At 40.0% G+C, this 23,048-nt stretch carries 19 protein-coding genes; 11 read left to right on the top strand and 8 right to left on the bottom strand.

Annotation, left to right across the window (positions count from 1 at the left end; genetic code table 11):
• Positions 1 to 52: 52 nt before the first annotated feature.
• Positions 53 to 1,312, top strand: coding sequence for a tyrosine--tRNA ligase (gene tyrS, locus M3205_RS03805; RefSeq protein WP_251168711.1), 1,260 nt, complete (start codon positions 53 to 55; stop codon positions 1,310 to 1,312).
• 252 nt (positions 1,313 to 1,564) lie between these two features.
• Here the strand turns inward: tyrS and M3205_RS03800 are convergent, their stop codons facing one another.
• The 4 genes from M3205_RS03800 to rpsD form a co-directional block, all read right to left on the bottom strand.
• Positions 1,565 to 2,668 carry a sensor histidine kinase gene (locus M3205_RS03800; protein ID WP_251168710.1) on the bottom strand — a complete coding sequence of 368 codons (1,104 nt, stop codon included), beginning with the start codon at positions 2,666 to 2,668 and terminating at the stop codon, positions 1,565 to 1,567.
• Positions 2,658 to 3,341, bottom strand: coding sequence for a response regulator transcription factor (locus M3205_RS03795; RefSeq protein ID WP_251168709.1), 684 nt, complete (start codon positions 3,339 to 3,341; stop codon positions 2,658 to 2,660). The genes M3205_RS03800 and M3205_RS03795 overlap by 11 nt, the downstream gene beginning before the upstream one ends.
• Positions 3,342 to 3,344: 3 nt before the next feature.
• Positions 3,345 to 3,920 (bottom strand): VanZ family protein, encoded by a 576-nt coding sequence (locus tag M3205_RS03790; protein WP_251168708.1) that lies wholly within the window; start codon positions 3,918 to 3,920, stop codon positions 3,345 to 3,347.
• 200 nt (positions 3,921 to 4,120) lie between these two features.
• The gene (rpsD, locus tag M3205_RS03785; protein WP_035330337.1) at positions 4,121 to 4,723 is read right to left on the bottom strand and encodes a 30S ribosomal protein S4; all 603 of its coding nucleotides are present in this window, start codon (positions 4,721 to 4,723) and stop codon (positions 4,121 to 4,123) included.
• Between the two features lie 519 nt (positions 4,724 to 5,242).
• Between rpsD and M3205_RS03780 the strand changes: the two genes are divergently transcribed.
• Positions 5,243 to 7,105: a sensor domain-containing diguanylate cyclase gene (locus M3205_RS03780; protein WP_251168707.1), complete on the top strand. Its 1,863-nt coding sequence runs from the start codon at positions 5,243 to 5,245 to the stop codon at positions 7,103 to 7,105.
• A gap of 143 nt (positions 7,106 to 7,248) precedes the next feature.
• Complete coding sequence (megL, locus tag M3205_RS03775) at positions 7,249 to 8,436, top strand: methionine gamma-lyase (protein ID WP_251168706.1); 1,188 nt, start codon at positions 7,249 to 7,251, stop codon at positions 8,434 to 8,436.
• Between the two features lie 49 nt (positions 8,437 to 8,485).
• Here megL and M3205_RS03770 read toward each other — a convergent pair whose 3' ends face one another.
• A complete protein-coding gene (locus tag M3205_RS03770; protein WP_251168705.1) occupies positions 8,486 to 8,965 on the bottom strand; it encodes a GAF domain-containing protein in 480 nt (159 codons plus the stop codon).
• A 190-nt stretch (positions 8,966 to 9,155) separates the two neighbouring features.
• Here M3205_RS03770 and refZ point away from each other — a divergent pair, with 190 nt between their 5' ends.
• Positions 9,156 to 9,785: a forespore capture DNA-binding protein RefZ gene (gene refZ / locus M3205_RS03765; RefSeq protein WP_251168704.1), complete on the top strand. Its 630-nt coding sequence runs from the start codon at positions 9,156 to 9,158 to the stop codon at positions 9,783 to 9,785.
• A gap of 4 nt (positions 9,786 to 9,789) precedes the next feature.
• Here refZ and hisJ read toward each other — a convergent pair whose 3' ends face one another.
• A complete protein-coding gene (hisJ, locus tag M3205_RS03760; protein ID WP_251168703.1) occupies positions 9,790 to 10,584 on the bottom strand; it encodes a histidinol-phosphatase HisJ in 795 nt (264 codons plus the stop codon).
• 493 nt (positions 10,585 to 11,077) lie between these two features.
• On the opposite strand from hisJ, the gene ezrA reads away from it, so the two are divergent.
• Positions 11,078 to 12,766: a septation ring formation regulator EzrA gene (gene ezrA / locus M3205_RS03755; protein WP_251168702.1), complete on the top strand. Its 1,689-nt coding sequence runs from the start codon at positions 11,078 to 11,080 to the stop codon at positions 12,764 to 12,766.
• An 88-nt stretch (positions 12,767 to 12,854) separates the two neighbouring features.
• On the opposite strand, the gene brnQ is transcribed toward ezrA, so the two are convergent.
• Entirely contained in the window at positions 12,855 to 14,198 is a 1,344-nt protein-coding gene (gene brnQ, locus M3205_RS03750; protein WP_251168701.1) for a branched-chain amino acid transport system II carrier protein, read from the bottom strand.
• A gap of 333 nt (positions 14,199 to 14,531) precedes the next feature.
• Here brnQ and M3205_RS03745 point away from each other — a divergent pair, with 333 nt between their 5' ends.
• The 6 genes from M3205_RS03745 to rarD all read left to right on the top strand — a co-directional run bounded on the left by M3205_RS03745 (position 14,532) and on the right by rarD (position 21,883).
• Complete coding sequence (locus M3205_RS03745; RefSeq protein ID WP_251168700.1) at positions 14,532 to 15,677, top strand: cysteine desulfurase family protein; 1,146 nt, start codon at positions 14,532 to 14,534, stop codon at positions 15,675 to 15,677.
• Complete coding sequence (thiI, locus tag M3205_RS03740; RefSeq protein ID WP_285886068.1) at positions 15,674 to 16,882, top strand: tRNA uracil 4-sulfurtransferase ThiI; 1,209 nt, start codon at positions 15,674 to 15,676, stop codon at positions 16,880 to 16,882. Before M3205_RS03745 ends, thiI begins: the two co-directional genes overlap by 4 nt.
• Positions 16,883 to 17,085: 203 nt before the next feature.
• Entirely contained in the window at positions 17,086 to 17,289 is a 204-nt protein-coding gene (locus tag M3205_RS03735) for an alpha/beta-type small acid-soluble spore protein (RefSeq protein WP_251168699.1), read from the top strand.
• 249 nt (positions 17,290 to 17,538) lie between these two features.
• Positions 17,539 to 19,128 (top strand): acyl-CoA synthetase MbcS, encoded by a 1,590-nt coding sequence (mbcS, locus tag M3205_RS03730; RefSeq protein ID WP_251168698.1) that lies wholly within the window; start codon positions 17,539 to 17,541, stop codon positions 19,126 to 19,128.
• A gap of 95 nt (positions 19,129 to 19,223) precedes the next feature.
• On the top strand, positions 19,224 to 20,819 hold the full coding sequence (locus M3205_RS03725) for an amidohydrolase (protein WP_251168697.1): 1,596 nt from the start codon (positions 19,224 to 19,226) through the stop codon (positions 20,817 to 20,819).
• A 131-nt stretch (positions 20,820 to 20,950) separates the two neighbouring features.
• Entirely contained in the window at positions 20,951 to 21,883 is a 933-nt protein-coding gene (gene rarD / locus M3205_RS03720) for an EamA family transporter RarD (protein ID WP_251168696.1), read from the top strand.
• A 265-nt stretch (positions 21,884 to 22,148) separates the two neighbouring features.
• Here the strand turns inward: rarD and M3205_RS03715 are convergent, their stop codons facing one another.
• Positions 22,149 to 22,949, bottom strand: coding sequence for an NAD kinase (locus M3205_RS03715; RefSeq protein ID WP_251168695.1), 801 nt, complete (start codon positions 22,947 to 22,949; stop codon positions 22,149 to 22,151).
• Positions 22,950 to 23,048: the final 99 nt, after the last annotated feature.

Below are 23,048 nucleotides of genomic sequence, written 5' to 3'. Positions count from 1 at the left end.
TGGTTAAAACCGTTAATGCCTTGAAAATAACCGTTGATTAGGAGGATATAAGATGAGCTTACTTGAAGATCTGCAATGGAGAGGAATTGTTTATCAGCAGACAGATGAAGAGGGTATCCAAAATACTCTCGAGAAAGAGAAGATTTCTTTATACTGCGGTGTTGACCCTACTGCTGACAGCATGCATATCGGACACCTGCTTCCATTTTTAACATTAAGACGTTTTCAAAAAGAAGGGCACCGTCCAATTGTACTTGTTGGCGGAGCCACTGGACTTATTGGTGATCCAAGCGGTAAAAGCGAGGAAAGGAAGCTGCAGACTCTTGAAACAGTACAGCATAATGTAGACTGCATAAAGGGCCAGCTGAAAAGAATTTTTGATTTTGAAAGTGAAAATGGAGCAATTATGGTTAACAACTACGATTGGGCAGGCTCTATGGATATCGTTACGTTCCTGCGTGATTATGGGAAACATGTCGGAGTCAATTACATGCTGGCTAAAGACACCATTTCTTCGAGACTGGAATCAGGAATTTCCTTTACTGAATTTACTTACACTATTCTTCAGGCAATGGATTTCCTTCATTTATATGAGAACCATAACTGTAAAATGCAAATTGGCGGAAGCGACCAGTGGGGGAATATTACCACAGGACTTGAGCTTATTCGCAAAATGGCTCCTGAAGGTTCCAAGGCTTACGGTTTGACAATTCCTCTTGTAACAAAAGCGGATGGAACAAAGTTCGGCAAAACGGAAAGCGGTGCAATCTGGCTGGATCCTGAGAAAACATCTCCTTATGAGTTTTATCAATTCTGGATTAACACGGCAGATGCCGATGTAATTAAATATCTGAAATTCTTTACCTTCTTATCCCGTGAAGAAATTGAAAATCTTGAAAAAGCTGTTCAAAACGAACCGCATCTCCGCAAAGCCCAAAAAGCACTTGCTGAAGAAATGACACGTCTGATTCATGGGGATGCAGCATTAGAGCAGGCTATCAAAATTACAGCTGCCCTCTTTAGCGGAGATATAAAAAATCTTTCGGCCTCAGAGATTAAACAAGGCTTTAAGGATGTACCATCATATGAGCATTCGGGAGGAGAGGAATTGGGCATAGTTGAGCTGCTTGTTGCTGCTAAAATCTCTCCATCCAAACGCCAGGCTCGTGAAGATGTGACGAATGGCGCTGTTTCAGTAAACGGAGAACGCGTGACAGAGCTTGATTACACGCTTACTGATAAAGACAAGATTGAAGGTCAATTTACTGTCATTCGCCGCGGAAAGAAGAAATATTTCCTGATTAAATACTAAAAGCCTAATAGTGAGAAGCCCTCCTGTGACGGAGGGCTTTCTTTTGTAAGTAGCTGGATAAAAAAGGATACAGGTTCTGAATGGTTAGCGTATCTTGATGATTAATGACGGAAGTTGGGAAGAGAGAGAAAAATGGGGGTTAATCCGGACGATTAACGCCGAAAGTGGAGGCAGAGAAAGGGAAATGGGAGTTAATCCAAATAACCTAACAAAAAAACTGCTGAAATGCATCAGCAGTTTTAATATTAAATTTTATTTTAAAAGTGCCACAGTAAATGTAATTTTGCCTCCTGTACTGTTTACTTCAATGGTTCCTCCATGCAAGTCTACGATGTTTTTCGCAATGGCTAGTCCTAACCCTGATCCGCCAGTAAAGGTGGAACGGGATTTTTCGACTCGATAAAACCGTTCGAATATATAAGGGAGATCCGTTTGAGGAATTGCTGCACCATAATTTGTCATATTGATCATAACGTAATGATTCGATTCACTAAAAAAAATATCAATGTATTTCCCCTCATGTCCATAACGAATTGCATTTTGAAAGAGATTATCAAATACTCTTACCAGTTTGTCCCCATCTCCAGAAACAACAGGGCTTTTTGCTGTCGAGTGAAGACGCACTTCCATACCTGCATTTTCGAGCTGGAGCTTATATTGTACCAATAACTGATTCAGCATTTCTTCTAGATTAATTGGTTTTTGATCTAAAGGTATTGATTGATTTTGTGTATAGGTATAGTCAAAAATATCGTTAATTAAAGTGTGTAAGCTTACAGCTTTATCATATATAATCCGAGTGCGATATCTTAATTCCACTTCGTCACGATATCGGTCATTATTGATTAATTCAAGATTCCCTAAAATGGAGGTGAGAGGAGACCTCAGATCATGTGCTACATTTGTGATTAGCTCACTCTTGGCCTGCTCTGCTTTTTTTACGTTTTCCACTGCCTGTTTGTGAGTGGTCATAATATCACGAATACCTTTAGCTACAGGTTCGAACTCAGAAGGGACTGCTAAGGGATGTTCCTTGTTTTCTGATTGATTTAAGGTTTGCACTTCTTGGGCAATCTTCCTTAAATGAAAGGTTAGATATCGTATTCGTTCGATGTGATAAAAAATCGAAAGATAAAGTACCAGGGTTGGAATGAAAAAAATCAGAATCAGAAATTCTCGAAAATAGGATAAAAGAAAGAATAGGCTTTCGAAAAAACGTGAGTTGTCTTCTAAATACCAGATAGCAGGGAGTAATAAGAGATACGTGAAGACAGAGAAAACAATTGCTAGGACGACATATAGGGTAATTTTCCATTTTGGCAAGTAATGGATTAGACTGATCAGTTTATTTTTCAATTTTATAGCCTACTCCCCATACAGTTTGGATGATTTTCTCACCGGGCATGGCTGCTTCCAATTTTTCACGCAGATTACTAATATGTACCATAACTGTTTGATTCGACCCTCCGCTAGGTTCCTTCCATACCTTTTCAAATATTTCTTCTGAGGTGAAGACACGTCCGCGATGACTTGCCAGTAAAAATAATATATTAAATTCACGTACTGTAAGTTTAATGGGAATATCATCTACTGTGACAGTATGACTGTGCTTATCGATAATATAAGATCCTGCATGTATAATATCTTGTTCTTTAGTTGCAGGCTGGTACGATGCTCTTCGCAGAAGTGCTTTCACACGTGCGGTTAATTCCAGGGGATTAAATGGTTTTATCATGTAATCATCTGCACCTGTCATTAATCCCATAATCTTGTCTATATCGCCAGCCTTAGCACTCACCATCAGGATTGGAACATAACTATGTTGCCGAGCCTTTTTGCAGAATTCCAATCCATCCATTCTCGGCATCATAATATCTAAGATGATGAGATCGACGGGTTCGGCTTTAAGAGTTTCAAATCCTTCTATCCCATCTGTTGCTTTTATTATGTCATACCCTTCATTTTCTAAATAAATCTGCATTAATTCAGCAATTTCCCGGTCATCTTCTACGATTAGGATTCTCGTCATTTTTTAAACCTCCATAATTCGCAATTCCAAATGCTGAAATATTTTCTTAAAGAGAGGTACCTTATATAGTTTGTTGATAATCATAAATCCGATCACAGTTCCAGCAGTATTTGCAATTATATCATTGATGTCTGAACTGCGGCCACTGCCCAATGTAACACGTATGAGTAATTGGATGAGCTCAAACGAAAGACTAAACATCAATCCAAGCGTAGCCGCTTTTTTTATACTTGCCATGTTCTTTATTAATAATGGTATATACACTCCCAATGGAAGCATCATGAGTATATTTAGTAAGAATGTCTTGATATCAATCGTCAAGATGGGTATAGCATTAATAGATTTATACCATGGAGTTTGATTAGCATAACGTCCGATATTCACATCGATAGGGAAAAATACCAAATGCATGACACATAGCAGGTATATTACAAATGAGATTAAGGTGACATAATGCATAATGTTGACTGGTTTTTTTCTTTTATTTATCCAAAAAATGAATCCTATAAGCACACCAATAGATAGAGGTAATAAAACGTACCAAGATTTAATCGTAAACATAATTGAAATTTCATCCATAAAAAATCCTCCTAAATCTTAACTTTAAACACATGATAAGTTTAGATGGAAATTCTAAAGATTTATTAAAGAAGGATTAAAAGATATATAAATTTTTATGTTGTTAAATAGCTGTGAGAATACGTGTTCCTTTAGACGAAAACAAAAAAACCCTTAAACGTTGATTTAACAACATTTTAAGGGTTTTATTAGCATTAAAATTAACGAGAGTAGAATTCAACGATTAGAGATTCGTTGATTTCAGCTGGAAGTTCAGAACGCTCAGGCATACGAGTGAAAGTTCCTTCTAGCTTGTCTGCATCGAAAGATACGAAGTCAGGTACGAAGTTGTTAACTTCGATTGCTTCTTTAACGATGTCAAGGCTGCGAGATTTTTCGCGAAGTGTAATTGTTTGGCCAGGTGCTACGCGGTATGATGGGATATCAACACGAGATCCATCAACCATGATGTGACCGTGGTTAACAAGCTGACGAGCTTGACGGCGAGTGCGGGCAAGACCTAAACGGTAAACAACGTTATCAAGGCGTGATTCAAGAAGAATCATGAAGTTTTCACCGTGCTTACCAGGCATTTTACCGGCTTTATCGAATAAATTGCGGAATTGACGCTCATTTACTCCGTACATGTGACGAAGCTTTTGCTTTTCCTGCAATTGTAATCCGTATTCAGAGATTTTTTTACGCTGGTTTGGACCATGTTGTCCAGGAGCGTAAGGACGCTTTTCTAATTCTTTTCCAGTTCCGCTTAGAGAGATTCCAAGACGACGGGATAATTTCCAGCTTGGACCAGTATAACGAGCCATTTAAGACTCCTCCTTTTGTGTTTTTATTTGGGTAAAATAAAAACAGAAACAGATGCGCACAACAATCATGTTCATTTTGTTTTCATGTACCTTCGCCCTAGCAGCAGAGGGTTACACAGTACCCCATCCCCAGAAACATGTAAGTCGCCAAAGGCAACTGAAGCTGGTTGAGGAACAAAATGAGTACATCAAGGTGCTCACATAGGCTGCAATATTTTACACAAGGAGTATTATATAACTTTCAGAGGGTAAAAGTCAAGGTGATCTTTATTTTTTACATCTTTGGGATTAAAGCATGATTTATTGTAAGGTAAACCATTATCATATTTCACAGTAAATTAGAAAACTGACAGGAGTCTCTTTGAAACTGTGATATAATAAAGAAAAATTTTCCTGCTGAAAACCGGAATTGAAACGAAATAGCCACATCTTTACCGTGATTGTTAATTTTGGTCCGTTATAATATATCTAATTGGTTAATAGATTCATGATCTGAGACATTTGATGGGTGATAAAAAGATGGATACACTTGAACGCCAAATCATACTTAATTTAAAAAGCCGATTCTTTGATATTATCGATACAGAAAACGGTTTCTTTCATTATGAAAAATTACTGAATGAAATGCTTTCTGCCATTCAAGCCCTTTCCGAAGCGGATGAAGTAACCCTCTGCGTTTTTAATGAATGGAAGCAGGAGTTTTTTGCAGAAGCTTCCACAAATCCGGATGCTTTAGATTCGCGTGTTTTTTTAGGTGATTTAAAAAGGTGGGCTAAAACAAACAGAAAGTTCCAGAGTTTAGGCGCGGAGATTATGGAAGAACAAATCATGATTCCTCTTGTAAAAGGAAACCAGCTTCTGGGCTGCATGATTCTAATTGGGGCATCAGGCTCTTTTCACACTTATCCAAAAAAAGTCTTTCAGGAACTTAGCGAAGAATGCGGGCAATTTCTTGATAAGGCTCAGGGTATGGCCAAAATTGCTTCTGAAGAGAAACGCTACAAACAGCTGTACCGGGTTACTGAGAAGTTCCATTCTTCAATGGATATGGATATGGTGCTGGGGGAAATTATCTTTACTCTCCAGGAGATGTACCCCACTTTTACCTATTATCTTCTGCTGTCCCAGGATAATAATAATCATGGGGATTTGCCTATTAGAGATCTTGAATATGACAGCGAAAATATCGCGGCCATGCAGGCTTATGTCACGGGGGCTGTTCAATTTGAAGATTCACTGCAGGAAGTTCGCTCCATCCTGTATGCTCCCTTAAAAGGAAAACAGGGGGTTTATGGCGTACTCCAGGTTATAGCACCTAATAATATCATATTCCCTAAAACTGAAATTGAATTTATAACGCTTCTGGCCAATACTGCAGGCAGTGCCCTGGAGAATGCACAGCTTTACCAGCAATCCAAGCGGCTTATAGCGGATCTTCAATTAATTAATGAAACATCCCATCGCCTGAACTCGAATTTGCGCCTTACAGAAACGATGAGTTTTATGGCAGACCAGATTCTGCAGTCTTTTGATGCTGAAGAAGCCGGTTTCATCCTGGTATCTTCTGATGGTTCTGATGTGAATGTCATTCAGGGCAGCACTGCATTCTTTCAGACCAGAGAGTCAGAAAGCTATATTCAATATATGAAGAAAAAGATCTTTAGGGAGAAAGAGTCTCTTTTTATTGGAGATTTTTCTTTACAGTCTGAGGATGAGACAGGTTGCTTTAAATCCATTATGGCGGTTCCGATGACCCAGTCTGGAGTATTAAAGGGATTTGCGCTTGTCATGCACAGTTCTCCTTATCATTTTTCATTTGAAACATTCAAGCTGCTGCAATCACTGATTCATCATTCTACGCTTGCTTTTACCAATTCAATGTTGAGAGAAGAGCTTGAAAAGATGGTTGTAACGGATCACTTAACAAAGCTGTATTCCCGAAGCTATCTGGATGATCGCATTCATAAGTCAATGAATGAAGATCATGAAGGAACATTTATGCTGGTTGATATAGATGATTTTAAAATGGTAAATGATACTTACGGACATCAGGTAGGCGATGAAATCATTATTCAAGTCGCTGATTTAATAAACAGCAATATTCGCGGCACTGATATTGGAGCAAGATGGGGCGGTGAGGAGCTGGCTCTTTACCTGCCCGGTGTTTCATTGTCAGCTGGTGCTCTTATTGCTGAACGTCTTGTCAAAAAGGTATGCCAGATTACAGATCCCAAGGTAACCATTTCGTGTGGTGTGTCGCATTGGAACAGGGGGAAAAAGGATTCCTATGCTGCTCTTTTTAAGCGGGCTGACAGGGCTTTATATACTGCCAAGAATACAGGGAAAAATAAAATGATACTCGAGTCTGCAGCAGATATTTAGGGGACTGCCTTATGAAGAGGCAGTCTTTATTAACAATTTTTACAAAACAAAATACTTTCAAAAAATATGCTATTATCATATGCTGAAAGAGTACCTTATTATAGTTTAATATGTAAGCGTTTTCAGTGAAGGAGAGAGTTATAATGGATAGAAAACATCGGTTTAACTTCGAGACGCAGGTCATCCATGAAGGATACGATGCAGAAAGCTTTAAGGGAAGCCTGGCACCGCCTATTTTTCAGACGTCGACTTTTACTTTTGAGACAGCACAGCAGGGAGAAAAGCGTTTTGCCGGTGAAGAAGAAGGCTATATCTATTCACGACTGGGCAATCCAACGGTAAAGATGCTGGAAGAAAGAATGGCCGCTCTTGAAAAGGGAGGAGCTGCCCTTGCTTTTGGTTCGGGCATGGCCGCGGTATCAGCTGTTTTGTTTGCTTTAACCAAGACAGGTGATCATATCTTATGTTCCCAGGGAGTGTATGGTTGTACATTTGGACTCCTGGAGATGATGGAGAAAAAATATAAAATCAGCCATAATTATTCAGCTATGGAATCAAAGCAGCAGCTGCTTGATCAAATAAAGCCTGAGACTGTCTGTATATATGTTGAAACTCCGATAAATCCAACAATGAAATTGGTGGATTTGAAGATGGTTGCAGAAGTAGGGAAGGAGAAAGGAATTCCAGTTGTGGTTGATAATACTTTCTGTTCTCCGTATTTACAGAACCCGATTGAGCTGGGATGCGATATTGTCATTCATAGTGCGACAAAATACATCGGGGGCCATGGTGATGTAATTGCCGGTCTTGTAATAGGAAACAGAGAATTTATAGATGAAGTAAGAATGACTACACAAAAAGATATTGGGGGCATAATTTCACCTTTTGATGCCTGGCTGCTGCTCCGCGGATTGAAAACACTCGCAGTCAGACTTGACAGGCACTGTGACAATGCCGAAAAGCTGGCATCATACTTATTGGCGCATCCAAAAGTGGAAAAAGTTTATTTTCCTGGAGACAGCAGTAATGCCGATTTTAATATTGCACAAAAACAAATGAGGAAGCCTGGCGGGATGATTTCATTTACTCTTAAGGGTGATAGAGAGACTGCACAGGAATTTATGAACAGGCTGAATCTAATAAAAATTGCCGTGAGCCTTGGAGATGCAGAGACATTAATTCAGCACCCTGCAACTATGACGCATGCAGTAGTTCCAAAAGAGTTCCGTGAGAAAATGGGCATTGAAGATACATTGCTGAGGCTCTCGGTCGGCCTAGAATCATGGGAAGATATCAGGGATGATCTGTCCCGGGCACTTGAAGAAATCTGATTTAAAAGAGATGGCCGTTATTAAATGGCCATCTCTTTTTTGAAATCTTTTATAGGAAGGATACAAGTGTCTCTGAGAATTGTTCCAGGTATTTTTGGTCAAGTTCATCAAACCGGTTTTTTTCCGGGGAATCAATATCCAGCACACCGAGAAGCTTGCCATCTTTGATAAGCGGAATAACAATCTCTGATTGTGATGCAGCGTCACAGGCGATATGGCCAGGGAATTGATGGACATCTTCAACACGGACAGTTTCCATTTGCTTCGCGGCTGTTCCGCACACACCCTTGCCAAGGGGAATTCTTACACAAGCAGGCAGACCCTGAAATGGCCCGAGAACAAGCTCGCCTTCTTCCACCAGATAAAATCCTACCCAGTTTGTACGTTCCAGAAATTGATTAAGAAGTGATGATGCATTGCTTAAATTGGCAATGCTGTTCGTTTCTCCTTCAAGAAGAGCAGAGAGCTGTTTAATCAATAATTGATAATTTTCTTCACGGGTTCCCTTGTATGATTCGACACTAAACATCACAAATCACCTTGCTTTCTCAAAGATAAATGAATTTCCTGGCAGATGAACAGGAAATTAGAAGGACATTGTCGAGAACTTTATAAAGGATAAGACGATTTTAGCAAGAATGTATAATTATCACAACAAATCCGTTTAAGAATCCACGTGTTGGGACAGAAACTTTACAAAAGAAAGTGAGGCGGGAACTTTGAAGAAAAATTCAAAAGAGGCAATTGTGTCTGCCGCTATCTCCTTATTTAATACGAAGGGTTTTTCTGGGACTTCCATCCGTGATATTGCAGGCAAAGCTCAGACGAATCCAGCGAATATCGCATATTATTTCGATAACAAACACGGGCTGCTTGAATATTGCTTTACGGCTTTTTTCGAAGGATATATCCAGGAGATAGAGAAGGGGTTTTCATTTCTTGAACAGGGGGCGGCTCTGAGCCTGAAAAAAATGGCGCAAAACATCATGGTTTATCAATTTGAGCATAGCCATTTAACAAGATTGATACTCAGAGAAATATCAATAGATTCACAGGTGGTAAGGGAAATCATGTCCACTTATTTAGCAAAGGAAAAGTTTTATTTTGGCAAGGTGCTCGATAGAGGCATGAAAACAAAAGAGTTCCGTAACCATTCAGCCAATTATATGATTATCCAGCTAAAAGGACTCCTGTCCATGCCATTTCTGAACACACATTATATGTCTGAAGTTTTGCATGTATTTCCTCATGAAAAATATTTCGCGGACAAATATACGAAAGAGATCTTCAATTGGGTTGATGGAGTCCTGTGTAATCATGCCGGAAAACCTTATGCTGCCGTACTCTGAGAATTTATAGGTGTTTCATTCTATTGAGGCCAAGACCCATGTCCTTTGCCTGATGAGAATCGGAACCATATACCATTTTAATGCCTTTTTGGGCCGCTGCTTCTGCAGCCCAGTCCGGAGGATAGGATTCCTTGCATAAAGGCTTGGCGAAACCGGCTCCATTATAGTCGAGTTCATAGCCATGAGTATGAACCTCATCAAGTATTTGGTTTATTTCCTCTCTAAATTCCCGATTAGCGGGATATTTTTTTTGAAATTTTTTCACCAGGGTGATATGCCCAATCCTTTTAGGTTTAAACGATCCTAAATCTGCTTTTATAGATAGGAGCAGGGTGCGGAAATAATTCATATAAACTGCCTCAATAGAACCATATTCTTCAATCATCTTTAAAAAAACATCCGGGCTGTAGTCTACGCATTCGTAGCGGCTGCCGTGTTTTAGAAAATGTACAGATAAAATAGAATCATCCATGTATTTTCCATTTTTATTAAGGAATTCTTTGATCTCCCGTTCAAAACCTTCAATGTAATCCACTTCAAGCCCCGCATTAATCCTGATTTTCCCTTGATAATCTGCTTTTATTTTTGTAATATCAGTAAAATATTTTTCAAGATTCTCCTTGCGCATGGCACTGTCCCGGGCAGGTGCCGGGTCCTCAAAGCCATCTGGAAGCGGAGCATGTTCAGTAAAAGAAATCTCATTAAAACCAAGACTTATTGCTTTTTCAACATAATCTTCCAATGAATCCTTTGTACCGTGCGGGCAAAAGGGTGTGTGGATATGGCCGTCCTTTAGCATTTAAAGATCTTCCTTTCTGCAATGGTTTAATGGATGCAGTACTCAAGTCTCTTTTTAATATATCTCTTAAATAAAGAAGGAAATCACTTATAAAAAGCGAATTGTTTGTAATTGAACAGTTCATATAGTTCAATTGAAATGGCGGTTTTCGATTGCTTTTTGTATATTTTTTTCTGAGTTGATTGCAGCGAGCAGTCTCTCGCTTCAATAAACGGACAATATTAAAAGGCAAAAACAATAATTTGTACGAAAAGAGCTTCGAAAAAAGCCATTTGCAAACACAGATGTTATAGTTATTTTTCGAAAATAGCATTTTACATCAGATATAAATGAAGAAATTCATAAAAAAATGAAATAAATAGTCAAAAAATGTCGTTTACATGGTATCATAAAAGCATTGAAAATAACATGTGAAATAAAGAAACGCCTCACACTATTAAATAAAAACTTTACATATACATACTGGCTCGGCAACAGAACAGGGGGCTTTAAAATGGAATACATACTTGGAGCTATAGTCATTCTTCTAGGCCTATATCTCACCGGATATTTTTTTAAGAAAAAACATTACAAAGAAATTGACAGGCTGGAAACTTGGAAAATGGACATAACCGACCGCCCTGTTCTAGACGAAATGTCTAGAGTGAAAAAGCTGAATATGACGGGGCAGACAGAGGAATTATTTGAACGCTGGAGAAATGAATGGGATGAAATAGTTACATCGCAGCTTCCGGATGTGGAAGAATTGTTATTTGATGCTGAAGAGAGCATAGATAAATACCGCTTTAAAAATTCCCATGAAATTCAGCAGAGAATAGAAAAAAGATTAACCGAGATAGAAGAAAACATCCAAAACCTGCTTGCTGAATTGAATGAACTGGTAGGCAGTGAAGAGAAAAATAGAGCAGAAATTGAAGAATTGAAAGATATGTACCGCCAATGCAAAAAGTCTCTCCTTGCACACCGCCATACATTCGGCAAATCTGAAAAAATTCTTGAAGAACAGCTGGATGAAGCATTCTCCAAATTTGAAGAATTCGATGACAAAACTGAAAAGGGCAATTACCTTGAAGCTCGTGAAACCGTTCTTGTAATTAAAGCTCTGATTGAGGATTCTCAAGCGAAAATGGAGGCTATACCGAGTTTGATGGTTGACTGTCAATCCAAGATCCCTTCCGAACTGGAGGAGTTAAAAGACGGATACAAGGAAATGCTGGAGCAGGGATATCTGCTTGATCACCTGCAGATCGATAAAGAAATTGAGAGGCTTGAAGAACAAGTAAATGTATATGCAGGCTCCATCGATCAGGCACAAATCGAAGAAGTTCAAACTGGAGTCGAAGAGATCAAAGATAATATGGAACATCTGTACGATCTGCTCGAAAAGGAAGTACATGCCAGACATTACTTAAGCCAGCAGGATGAAGCAACAAGAACCATGCTTTATAATAACCGTGATATGAACAATAAGCTAAAGACAGAGATAGCGGCTGTCCGGAATAGCTATCATGTTCCCGAAAAGGATCTTGAAATTCAAATCCACCTGGAGAAAAAAATAAACCAGCTGTTCAAAAAATTCGAAGTGCTGGAGCATAAGATTAACAGCCAAAATACTCCCCATACCCTTCTGAGAGAAGAACTTGCGGAAGTCAAGGAACACATTGAGGAGATTTCAGATGAGCAGACAGCTTTTGCCGAAAAGCTTCAGGCCTTACGAAAAGATGAAATGTCTGCAAGGGAAAAGGTAAAAGAATTAAGCAAGAAAGTGGCAGAGACAGTAAGGCTTATATCCAAAAACAACGTGCCTGGAGTTTCCCAGGAATATAAATATTTGATACAGGATGCAAAAGAAAGCATAGATAATGTACTGGCTAAGCTCGATGAAAAACCATTGAACATTCCTTCGGTCCAGCAATATCTTGAAGTTGCGGTGCTGACTGTTGATAAGGCTGCTGATTCTGTGAGTGATATGATTGAGACGATTCTTCTAGCTGAGAAGGTCATCCAATATGGCAACCGATACAGAAGCAGTTATCCATCTATTGATAATGGATTAAGGGAAGCAGAGGCCTCATTCAGAAGCTATGAATATAAAAAAGCATTGGAGCAGGCTGCCTCTTCAATTGAAGAAGTCGAGCCGGGTGCGATCAAGAGAATTGAAGAATTAATAACAGAACAATAAAAAAACAGATCCGATTATGGATCTGTTTTTTTAAAAGGAATCTATCAGGCTCCATACATCGATAAGCGAGCACATGGGAGCTTATCGATTATTCGTTTCCAGCAATTGTTTTTTTCGACTCCCCAACAGCAATTGCGAGAAAGTAGCCTATAACAGCTCCGGCAATGGCAGGCACAATCCAGCCAATACCTTCAGCAAAGAATGGGAGGAATTGAAGTGAATCTGTAATAAAGGATACGTCCATTCCAGCTTTTTTCAAGCCATCCACAAAACTAATTAACCCTGTTGGAATTAATCCCCCGATATATACCAATGAGTAACCGTTAAAGGCATTGTGCATAAACGATAGAAGTATCAGCACGATGGCCAGAGGATAAATAATGATTAAAATTGGCAATGAAAGGTGAATCAACTGAGTTAAACCAATGTTTGCAACCACCATACTGAATAGTGAAAGAATGATTACAAAGGTTTTATATGATATTTTTGGAAGCAGTTTATGAAAGTACTGCGCACAAGCGGAAACGAGTCCGATTGAGGTTGTCAGACACGCTACCGTTATGGCCAGCCCAAGGATAACTGCTCCCGCAGCTCCAAATAGATAATGAGAAGCAGCAGATAGGATAGCCCCGCCATTATCGAATTCACCTATAGCATCTATACTTGTTGCACCGATGTATGCAAGAGATAAATATACTGCCCCAAGGCCGGCAGCTGCTATCAGTCCGGCAGTAACGCAAATTTTCATAAGGGAATGTTTATTTGTTACACCCATGCCTTGTATGGAGCTGATCACGATAATACCGAATACCAGTGCTGCAATTGTATCCATTGTCAGATAGCCTTCAATAAAGCCTTTAAAGAACGGCCCCTCTGCATATGCCCCCACTGGGGCCTGCAATTCGCCCATAGGAGTAATGATGCTTTTTATAACCAGAACAGCAAGGATAATGAGCAAGGCAGGCGTAAAAATATTGCCGATTCTATCCACTAATTTGGATGGATTTAGAGAAAGCCAGGCTGTGATGCCAAAAAAGGCAATGGTATAAACCAACAAAGAAAAAGGACCATTGGAAGCGGTTTCAGATAAGAACGGAGTAACCCCAATTTCATAAGCAACTGTCCCAGTACGGGGGATTCCAAAAAATGGTCCAATGGCTAAGTACATAATAGTAGTAAAAATCATTCCGTATAAAGGATGTACGCGGCTTGCAATTGTTTGCAGATCTCCATTTCTTGCAATGGCGATAATACCCAGTAGCGGCAATCCAACCCCTGTAATTAAAAATCCAATAATAGCAGCCCATACACTTGTGCCGGCAGTTTGTCCCAGGAAGGGAGGAAAAATCATGTTTCCTGCCCCAAAGAATAGAGCAAATAACATGAGTCCGACGGCGAGAATTTGTTTGGTTGACAGTGTTTTATTCTCCATATATATCCTCCTGAAAGAGTTCCATATCATAATGTTTAGAACATTTTCATATTAGCATATGAACTAAAAAAAATGTCGAAAAAATACGAAGTCTTAATATTTAGTATCTTATAATAGCAGATTCAAAATAGTATTGCTTAAATTACAATAATATCAGCCTTTTCACGTAAGAATTATTCCATCCATTTGGTTAAACTGACCAAACTTGATTAATTTATATAGTATAGATTTGAATATTTGAATCTAATGCCTCCATTCCATTTTCCATTCTTCACTGGTTATGATAAGATTTAAAGTTGGCTAAAGGGTTATCGGAACTGAAAGGAGAATACCGTGATTTATTTAGATAACAGTGCAACAACTAAACCATATAAAGAAGTGCTTGATTCTTTTATGAAGGTTTCTGCAGAATACTTTGGTAATCCCTCTTCCCTTCACGAATTTGGAGGTAAGGCAGAAAGGCTGCTCATGCAGGCGCGTGATCAAATTTCTCAATTGCTGAATGTTAAGAGCAATGAAGTGTTTTTCACATCCGGAGGGACAGAGAGCAATAATCTCGCTATAAAAGGAACTGCATTAATGCATAGAAAAAGAGGGACCCATATTATCATCACCGGGCTGGAGCATGCTTCTGTAAGGGAAACTGCTGATCAGCTGAAGGAATTGGGCTATCGCATAACCGTAATTGAACCGGATAGTATGGGTATTGTCCATGCTGAAGACATTGAAAAGGAAATTACACCTGAAACTGTTTTAATCTCTGTTATGCACGTAAATAATGAAATTGGTTCCATTCAGCCAATTAATGAAATAGGCGAGATGCTGAAGAAGCATGCGCGGGTAATATTTCATGTAGACAATGTTCAGGGAATCGGCAAGGTGCCCCTGGATCTTTATGAGGCCCAGGTAGATCTGTGTACGATTTCGGCTCATAAATTTCACGGTTTGAAGGGGAACGGGGTTTTGTTCATTCGTGATGGACTTCGTCTTTCGCCGTTGCTCTCCGGGGGCAATCAGGAATGGAAAATGAGAAGCGGCACGGAAAACGTAGCTGGCATTGTAGCAATGGCAAAGGCACTAAGGCTTACGATGAATAATAAGGATAAGCACTTAAGCCGGCTTAAATCCATCAAAACCTATCTTATGGAGGAGGCGGGAAGAATTGAGGGGGTTACAGTTCATACCCCTGAAAATAATTCTGCTCCCCACATCGTCAATTTCTCCATAAAAGGATTCAAAGCGGAGGTATTTGTCCACGCTTTAGAAGAGCGCGGAATATTTATTTCTACTACAAGTGCCTGCTCTTCGAAAAAATCTGCTGCGAGCAGTACCCTGATGGCTATGGGAATCCCTGAAAAGGATGCAAAAAGTGCAGTCCGGGTCAGTTTGTCTTATGATAATACGAAGGAAGAGGCAGAAGTTTTTATACAGGCGGTAAAAGAGACCGTTATTAGGCTAAGAGAGGTTATGAAATCATGATAAATTATGACCGTATACTTATACGATATGGAGAAATTTCCACAAAAGGCAGAAACCGCAATATGTTTGTCGATAAACTAAGAAGAAGCATTTACAATGTACTGAATGAATTTTCCGGCATCAAGATAGAATCAACAAGAGACCGAATGTACGTTGTCTTGAATGGTGCAGATGGCAGAGAGGTTACTGATCGCCTTAGAGGGATTTTTGGCATTCAGTCTTTTAGTCCTGCTGTGAAAGTCAATAAAGATATCGAAGAAATGAAAGCTGCAGCATTGGCGTTATTTTTAAAACATTTTGAAGAAGGAAAGACTTTCAAGATTACGGCTAAGAGAGCCGATAAAAGCTTCCCTTTAAATACAGATGATCTTAATCATGAATTTGGCGGACACCTCTTGAAAAATGTGCCGAATCTACAAGTGAATGTAAAAAAGCCGGATATCAATCTGCAGATTGAAGTTCGCGAAGAAGCGGCTTACTTATCATGCGAAACCATTGAGGGAGCCGGTGGACTTCCTGCAGGCTCGAGCGGTAAAGCCATGCTCATGCTTTCCGGAGGAATTGACAGCCCGGTAGCAGGTTACTTGTCCATGAAGAGAGGATTGGAAATTGAAGCTGTCCATTTTCACAGCCCGCCTTTCACGAGTGAGCGTGCAAAGCAAAAAGTAATAGATTTGACAGAAAAACTTGCGAATATTGCTGGATCCGTCGTTCTCCATATTGTCCCATTTACAGAAATCCAGCAACTGATCCATCAGCAGGTTCCGGCTAATTATACGATGACAACAACAAGACGATTAATGCTCCGGATCACTGATGAAATCCGTGATAAAAACGATGGCTTGGCCATTATCACCGGGGAAAGCCTTGGACAGGTAGCAAGCCAGACGCTTGAGAGCATGTTTGCCATTAACGATGTTACGACAACACCTATCCTGCGCCCGCTGATCACAATGGATAAATCGGATATCATCGATATTTCTCAAACCATCGATACGCACGATATATCGATCAGGCCTTTTGAAGATTGCTGTACCGTTTTCGTTCCATCATCACCTAAAACAAAACCAAAACGGGACAAAGTCCGCCGCTTTGAAAGCTTTGTTGATTTTGAACCTCTAATTGCAAAATCAGTCGAAGGCACCGAAAGGCTGGTTATCAAACCCCAATCGCGAAATGAAAACTCTTTTGGGGAATTATTTTAATTACACTCTGGATAATGTTAAAAGTGCTATATGCAACAGGTTTTATTTTGCTGAGTTGATTGTAGCGTAGGTCACTTGACTTATCAAAATGCTAAAACAACAAATGCTAATTTAACTTTAAAAAAATACAACAATTACCAATTAATTAGTGTATATGGCCATGTGATTCTACACATTCTATACTCACAAGGAGGTGAAATCACATGGCAAACAACAACAGCTCAAACCAACTTCTAGTTCCTGGAGTACAACAAGCTCTTGACCAAATGAAGTACGAAATCGCTACTGAATTCGGTGTAAACCTTGGTGCTGAAACTACTTCTCGCGCTAACGGTTCTGTAGGTGGAGAAATCACTAAGCGTTTAGTTCAAATGGCTGAACAGCAATTAGGCGGTTCTCAAAGATAATTAAATAATATGGCTACAAGGAGCAGGAATCATTCCTGCTCCTTATTTTTGTGTAAATAACTTTTTAAATGGCTCTTTTCGTATATATTGTTGTTTTCCGCTTATCTAATATAAATAGCAACAAACTTTGCGAAAATAGCCTTTTAAATAATAAATAATTTTAAATTTTATAATAATTTAGTATAATATTCTATAGAACAAGTATCCAAGTTCTTGCAGCAGCAAATGAAATGGTCAGGGGGAGATTTGATGAAACGCGAAGACTTAATCGCACCGGAAAAGTACAACCTCGTATCGGAAATGGAGCGGTTTGCCGGGGATAAGGACAAACTTGCAATAAAGTGGGAAAACGAGCATGGGGAAAAAAAAGAGATTACATACAGTGACTTGATTCACAATGCGAACAGAATTGGAAACGTTTTCTTAGAAAATGGTTTGAATAAAGGGGATGTTATTCTTATCATTGTTCCAAGACTGATTGAAGCGTATCAGGTTTACATTGCATCACTAAAAACGGGAATTGTTGTTATACCAAGTTCTGAAATGCTTCGTTCGAAAGATCTGCAATACCGCATTAATCATGGCGATGTTAAAGCGATCGTAAGTTATTATCCATATGTTGACCAATTTAAAGATATTAAGGAAGCAGAAGTCCTGCCGAAATTTGTGATAGGCGGGAAAGCAGAGGGATGGATTGGTCTGGACGAGGAAATGAAAAAGGCTTCGCCGGAACTATCATTGGCTGATACCTCCAGGAATGACATGGCTTTCCTTTCCTATACATCAGGAACAACAGGAAATCCTAAAGGCGTCGTACATACACACGGCTGGGCATTTGCTCACCTAAAAACAGCAGCACCTAACTGGCTATGCATTAACGAAGGAGATACGGTATGGGCAACGGCAGGTCCTGGCTGGCAAAAGTGGATTTGGAGCCCGTTCCTTTCCGTTCTGGGTTCTGGTGCCACGGGAGTTGTCTACAATGGAAAATTTGAACCGAAAAAATATTTGCAGCTATTAGAAGATAATCAGGTTAATGTTCTTTGCTGCACGCCGACTGAATACAGGCTGATGGCAAAGGCTGACAATATTCATGAGTACAAGCTTCCGGCCCTTCATAGTGCTGTTTCGGCGGGTGAACCGCTAAACCGGGAAGTGATTGATACATTTAAAAAGCATTTTAACGTAAATGTCCGTGATGGGTATGGACAGACTGAAAATACCCTGCTTGTGGGCATTACAAAGGATATGGAGCTAAAAGCAGGCTCAATGGGCAAACCGACTCCAGGCAACAGAGTCGAAATAGTAAATGAACACGGTGAAGTATGTGCTGTAGGTGAGACAGGAGATATTGCTGTCCATGTAGAAACTCCTGCACTCTTTAAAAATTATTATAAAGACCCGGAAAGAACTGCTATGCAATTCCGGGGGGATTACTATATTACCGGAGATAAGGCAAAGAAGGATGAAGATGGCTATTTCTGGTTTGAAGGCCGCGGTGATGATATTATTATCAGCTCTGGCTATACGATTGGACCATTCGAGGTGGAGGACGCACTCGTAAAGCACCCATATGTAGCCGAATGTGCAGTTGTAGGAAGCCCTGATGAAGTTCGAGGATCGATTGTTAAAGCATTTGTTGTTTTAAGGGAGGGTGTCGATCAGAATAATCCTAACCTTGTTTCAGAGCTCCAGGAGCATGTAAAAGAGCTGACAGCTCCTTATAAATATCCTCGAAAAATTGAATTTTTATCTGAGCTGCCAAAAACGACGTCAGGAAAAATAATGCGTGTGGAATTGCGGAAAATAGAAGCGGAAACTGCTTCAGCTCAAAACTGAATGCTTTGAAAAGTACAGACGGAATTCATTCCGCCTGTATTTTTGTTATACTATGGTAAATGTGAACTTTTACTTATTAAAGGAGAAAAGATTATATGGGAACGCTATGGCACGGAGGGCCGATATATACCCTTCAGCAGGAAGGCCATCAGATAGAGGCCGTTTTTACAGTAGGCAGCCAAATTATTGAAATTGGTGTCTTGGAAGATTTAAGGGATAAGTATAAAGAAGAGATTCAAAAGGAGATTGATCTTGAGGGGAGCACCATGCTTCCAGGATTTGTGGATAGCCATATGCACCTTATCGGACATGGCGAAAGACTGATAAGACTCGATTTGTCTGAGTACACGTCAAAGCAGGAAGTTCTTCAGGCTGTTAAGCAATTTTCAGAGACAATAGATGAGGGAGAATGGGTCATTGGGGAAGGTTGGAATGAGAATTTATGGGACCAGCCGGAGCCGATATATGCTTCTGAGCTTGACCAATATGTCCCCAATCACCCTGTCATGCTGAAACGTGTGTGCAGACATGCACTTGCAGTCAATTCTCTTGGATTATCTAAAGCAAATATTACTGAAGATACTGAATGTCCTCCAGGAGGAGTAATTGAGAAAGATGAACTTGGAAAACTAAATGGACTATTGAAGGATCAGGCCCAAGAGCTATTATACAATGTGATGCCTGCTGTCTCAGAAGGGTATTTAAGGAAGGCGCTTCACGCTGCCATCAATGACGCCTATAAGCTTGGATTAACAGGAGGGCATACGGAGGATCTTAATTATTATGGAGGGTTCACCCAGACCTATCAGGCCTTCAGGCAGGTAATTGAGGAGGAGGGTCTTCTTTTCCGGGCACATCTGCTGGTTCATCATGAAGTTGCTGATGAAATGAAGGAATCAGGAGGAGGATTTTTAGCGGGAAGTAAACATATAGAGTTTGGTGCTATGAAGATATTTGCCGATGGAGCTTTGGGGGGGAGGACGGCTTTGTTAAGTCATCCTTATGCAGATGATCCATCCACTTCAGGAGTTGCTATTTTCTCACAGGAACAGCTTGATGCCTTAGTGGAGAAAGCCCGCAATCTTGAAATGCCGGTTGCCATCCATACGATTGGAGATTTGGCATTTGAGATGGCATTAAATGCGATTGAAAAACATCCCTTAGAAGGTCTGGGGCGAGACAGACTGATTCATGCTCAAATATTGCGCAAGGAACTTATTGAAAGGGCTAAAAAGTTGCCTTTAATCCTTGATATCCAGCCGAGATTTACTGCCTCCGACTTTCCATGGGTGATCGAGCGTATTGGTGAAGAAAATATGGAGTTTTGCTACGCATGGAAAACACTGCTGAAAGAAGGGGTACATTGTGCAGGAGGATCTGATGCACCGATTGAGCCTGTCAATCCATTCCTTGGTATTCATGCAGCTGTTACAAGAACAAACATAGATGACCCGCATAACACTGTCTATTATCCAAGTGAAGCATTATCTGTGTATGAAGCAGTATGCTTATTCACTAAAGGCAGTGCATATGCTGCTTCCCATGAAAATGACAGAGGTGTCATAAAAGAAGGGCATCTAGCAGATTTCACCATTTTAAATGAAGATATTTTTAAAATGCCAATAGGGCAAATTGCGTCAGTTACCGTAAACAAAACCGTTATTGATGGAAAAATAGTATACGAAAAATAAACGAAAATGTCAGGTGCCTATCGCATGGGTGCCTGGCATTCGCTTTTTGGCAGGAAAAAATGATTGCAAACATTTTTCTGGCAGACTTATAATATAAATATTTCGATACTAGAAAGAATTGAGGAAATGAAATGAAAAATAATGAAGTGCAAATGGGGGCTTTATACGCAGGGTTTGCTTACTTTTTATGGGGCATTTTGCCTGTATATTGGAAGTTAGTGGACCACGTGCAGGCAGATGAAATTTTGGCTAACAGGATTTTTTGGTCATTCTTCTTTATGCTGATTATTTTGCTGGTCTCAAAAAAGTGGAATGCCTTTGCTGCAACACTTAAAGGGTTTAAAACTAATAAAAAGCAGCTTTTCGCCCTTGTGATTGCCTCCATTCTGATCAGCACAAACTGGTTTTTATATATTTGGGCGGTCAATACCGATCAGATGATTGAGGCCAGTCTCGGCTATTATATTAATCCGCTCGTAAGTGTAATTCTGGGCATGCTGGTTTTTAAAGAGAAGCTGTCACCAGCGCAATATGTATCTTTTGGGATTGCGTTTGCGGGAGTGATGATTTTGACTTTCAGCTATGGGCGGTTCCCCTGGATAGCCATTGTTCTCGCTTTATCCTTTGGGCTTTACGGGCTGGCCAAAAAGCTTATTAAAGTAGATTCAGCTGTTGGCTTAACGCTCGAAACATTAGTAGTGACTCCGATTGCATTTATTTATATGGTTATGCTTTTTATGAATGATAAGCAGGCTTTTTTGCATGTTTCGCTAAGCACCGATTTGCTTCTTATCGGGGCAGGTGCAGCCACAGCGGTGCCGCTATTGTACTTTGCCAAAGGAGCTCAAAAGATACCGATGTCTATGCTTGGCTTTCTTCAGTATATTGCACCGACAATTACCCTGATTTTGGGGGTTTTCGTTTATCATGAGCAGTTTACAAAACTTCACATGCTTGCCTTTATGTTTATCTGGCTGGCTTTAACCATTTACTCAGTTTCGAAGACAAAGCTTTTTGCTCATCGGGAAACAAAATTAAAGCGCAGAAAAGGTGTTGGCATATAGAAAAAAGAGTTTCGCACGGACATGCGAAACTCTTTTTTTATAAGGCTCTTTTCGTATAAATTGTTGTTTTTCGCTTATCAATGTTGTCCGTTGATTTCCGTTCCAGGATGCTCGCTTTCCACGGGGCGGGCGGTGAGCCTCCTCGACGCTACGCGTCTGTGGGGTCTCACCTGTCCCGCTACTCCCGTAGGAGTCTCGCACCCTCCACTACAATCAACTCAGTAAATATAATATAAATAGCAACAAACTTTGCGAAAACAGCCTTTTATAAAAATGTCCTCTTCACTTTTTCCCAGAAGGAATTGTCCTTCAGTTTTACGGTTTTGATAATTTTGCTGCTCAGTTTAATATCAATTTTTTCGACATGCTGAATGCTTAGGGCTTCATTGTCCATTCCCATCGTGGGATGGTCATTGCCATCTTGAACTACTTTGAGGGTCAGCTGCCGGTCTCCGCTTAGAATAAAGGAGGATCCAAGTGTACGATAGCGGTTGTTATTCAGTGAAGCTAGTTCGCTCACCTGCAAGCATGGCAGCAGCGGGTCAACAACTGCTCCGTTTACTGATTTATTATAAGCTGTGCTTCCTGTTGGAGTGGCAACAATCATTCCGTCCCCTCGGAACGTTTCAAAATGTAAATCATCGATAAAGACATCGATTACAAATGTTTTAATTATGGCAGAGCGGATGCTGAATTCATTTAAGCACTGAAAGGATGTCTGTTCATCAACTGTAATATCAATAGTTGGATAGCGCCTTACCTCTACTTTTTCATTTGTCATTGCCTCCACCATCTTGTCTGTATCATCAAGATGGAAATCACAATACAGGCTAAGGCTTCCGGTCGTAGAAATTCCGGCATACAGACAGTCATCTCTATAGCCGGTTTTCCGGACAGCCTGTAAAAACGTACCGTCTCCCCCTATGCTTACAATGATATTGGCTTTTTTGAAATCACTCACAACCGTAAAGGCATGCTCCTCAGCCAGGCTGTAAAGAGGAGCTACTTTTCCCATCGTTTCTTCATCTTTTTTGTGATAGAAGTATATATTGCGTCTTTCAGGCATATTCATTCCTCCAAGCAGTAAGAAAATCTTTCCTAAATAATTCAAATTTTGCTATGATTATGGATGTTGAATTCAGTTTACCTTTTTTTGAAACATTTT

It is taken from the genome of Cytobacillus firmus, from assembly GCF_023715565.1.
Classification (GTDB): domain Bacteria; phylum Bacillota; class Bacilli; order Bacillales; family Cytobacillaceae; genus Cytobacillus; species Cytobacillus firmus_C.
The sequence above is the reverse complement of the archived record's forward strand: the minus strand, read 5'-3'. Positions and strand labels throughout refer to the sequence as shown.

Bases quoted from the DNA above. Each gene is read 5' to 3' on its own strand.
- tyrS (WP_251168711.1), top strand. From the start codon at position 53: ATGAGCTTACTTGAAGATCTGCAATGGAGAGGAATTGTTTATCAGCAG.
- M3205_RS03795 (WP_251168709.1), bottom strand. From the start codon at position 3,341: ATGACGAGAATCCTAATCGTAGAAGATGACCGGGAAATTGCTGAATTA.
- M3205_RS03790 (WP_251168708.1), bottom strand. From the start codon at position 3,920: ATGGATGAAATTTCAATTATGTTTACGATTAAATCTTGGTACGTTTTA.
- rpsD (WP_035330337.1), bottom strand. From the start codon at position 4,723: ATGGCTCGTTATACTGGTCCAAGCTGGAAATTATCCCGTCGTCTTGGA.
- M3205_RS03780 (WP_251168707.1), top strand. From the start codon at position 5,243: ATGGATACACTTGAACGCCAAATCATACTTAATTTAAAAAGCCGATTC.
- megL (WP_251168706.1), top strand. From the start codon at position 7,249: ATGGATAGAAAACATCGGTTTAACTTCGAGACGCAGGTCATCCATGAA.
- M3205_RS03770 (WP_251168705.1), bottom strand. From the start codon at position 8,965: ATGTTTAGTGTCGAATCATACAAGGGAACCCGTGAAGAAAATTATCAA.
- hisJ (WP_251168703.1), bottom strand. From the start codon at position 10,584: ATGCTAAAGGACGGCCATATCCACACACCCTTTTGCCCGCACGGTACA.
- ezrA (WP_251168702.1), top strand. From the start codon at position 11,078: ATGGAATACATACTTGGAGCTATAGTCATTCTTCTAGGCCTATATCTC.
- brnQ (WP_251168701.1), bottom strand. From the start codon at position 14,198: ATGGAGAATAAAACACTGTCAACCAAACAAATTCTCGCCGTCGGACTC.
- thiI (WP_285886068.1), top strand. From the start codon at position 15,674: ATGATAAATTATGACCGTATACTTATACGATATGGAGAAATTTCCACA.
- M3205_RS03735 (WP_251168699.1), top strand. From the start codon at position 17,086: ATGGCAAACAACAACAGCTCAAACCAACTTCTAGTTCCTGGAGTACAA.
- mbcS (WP_251168698.1), top strand. From the start codon at position 17,539: ATGAAACGCGAAGACTTAATCGCACCGGAAAAGTACAACCTCGTATCG.
- M3205_RS03725 (WP_251168697.1), top strand. From the start codon at position 19,224: ATGGGAACGCTATGGCACGGAGGGCCGATATATACCCTTCAGCAGGAA.
- rarD (WP_251168696.1), top strand. From the start codon at position 20,951: ATGAAAAATAATGAAGTGCAAATGGGGGCTTTATACGCAGGGTTTGCT.
- M3205_RS03715 (WP_251168695.1), bottom strand. From the start codon at position 22,949: ATGCCTGAAAGACGCAATATATACTTCTATCACAAAAAAGATGAAGAA.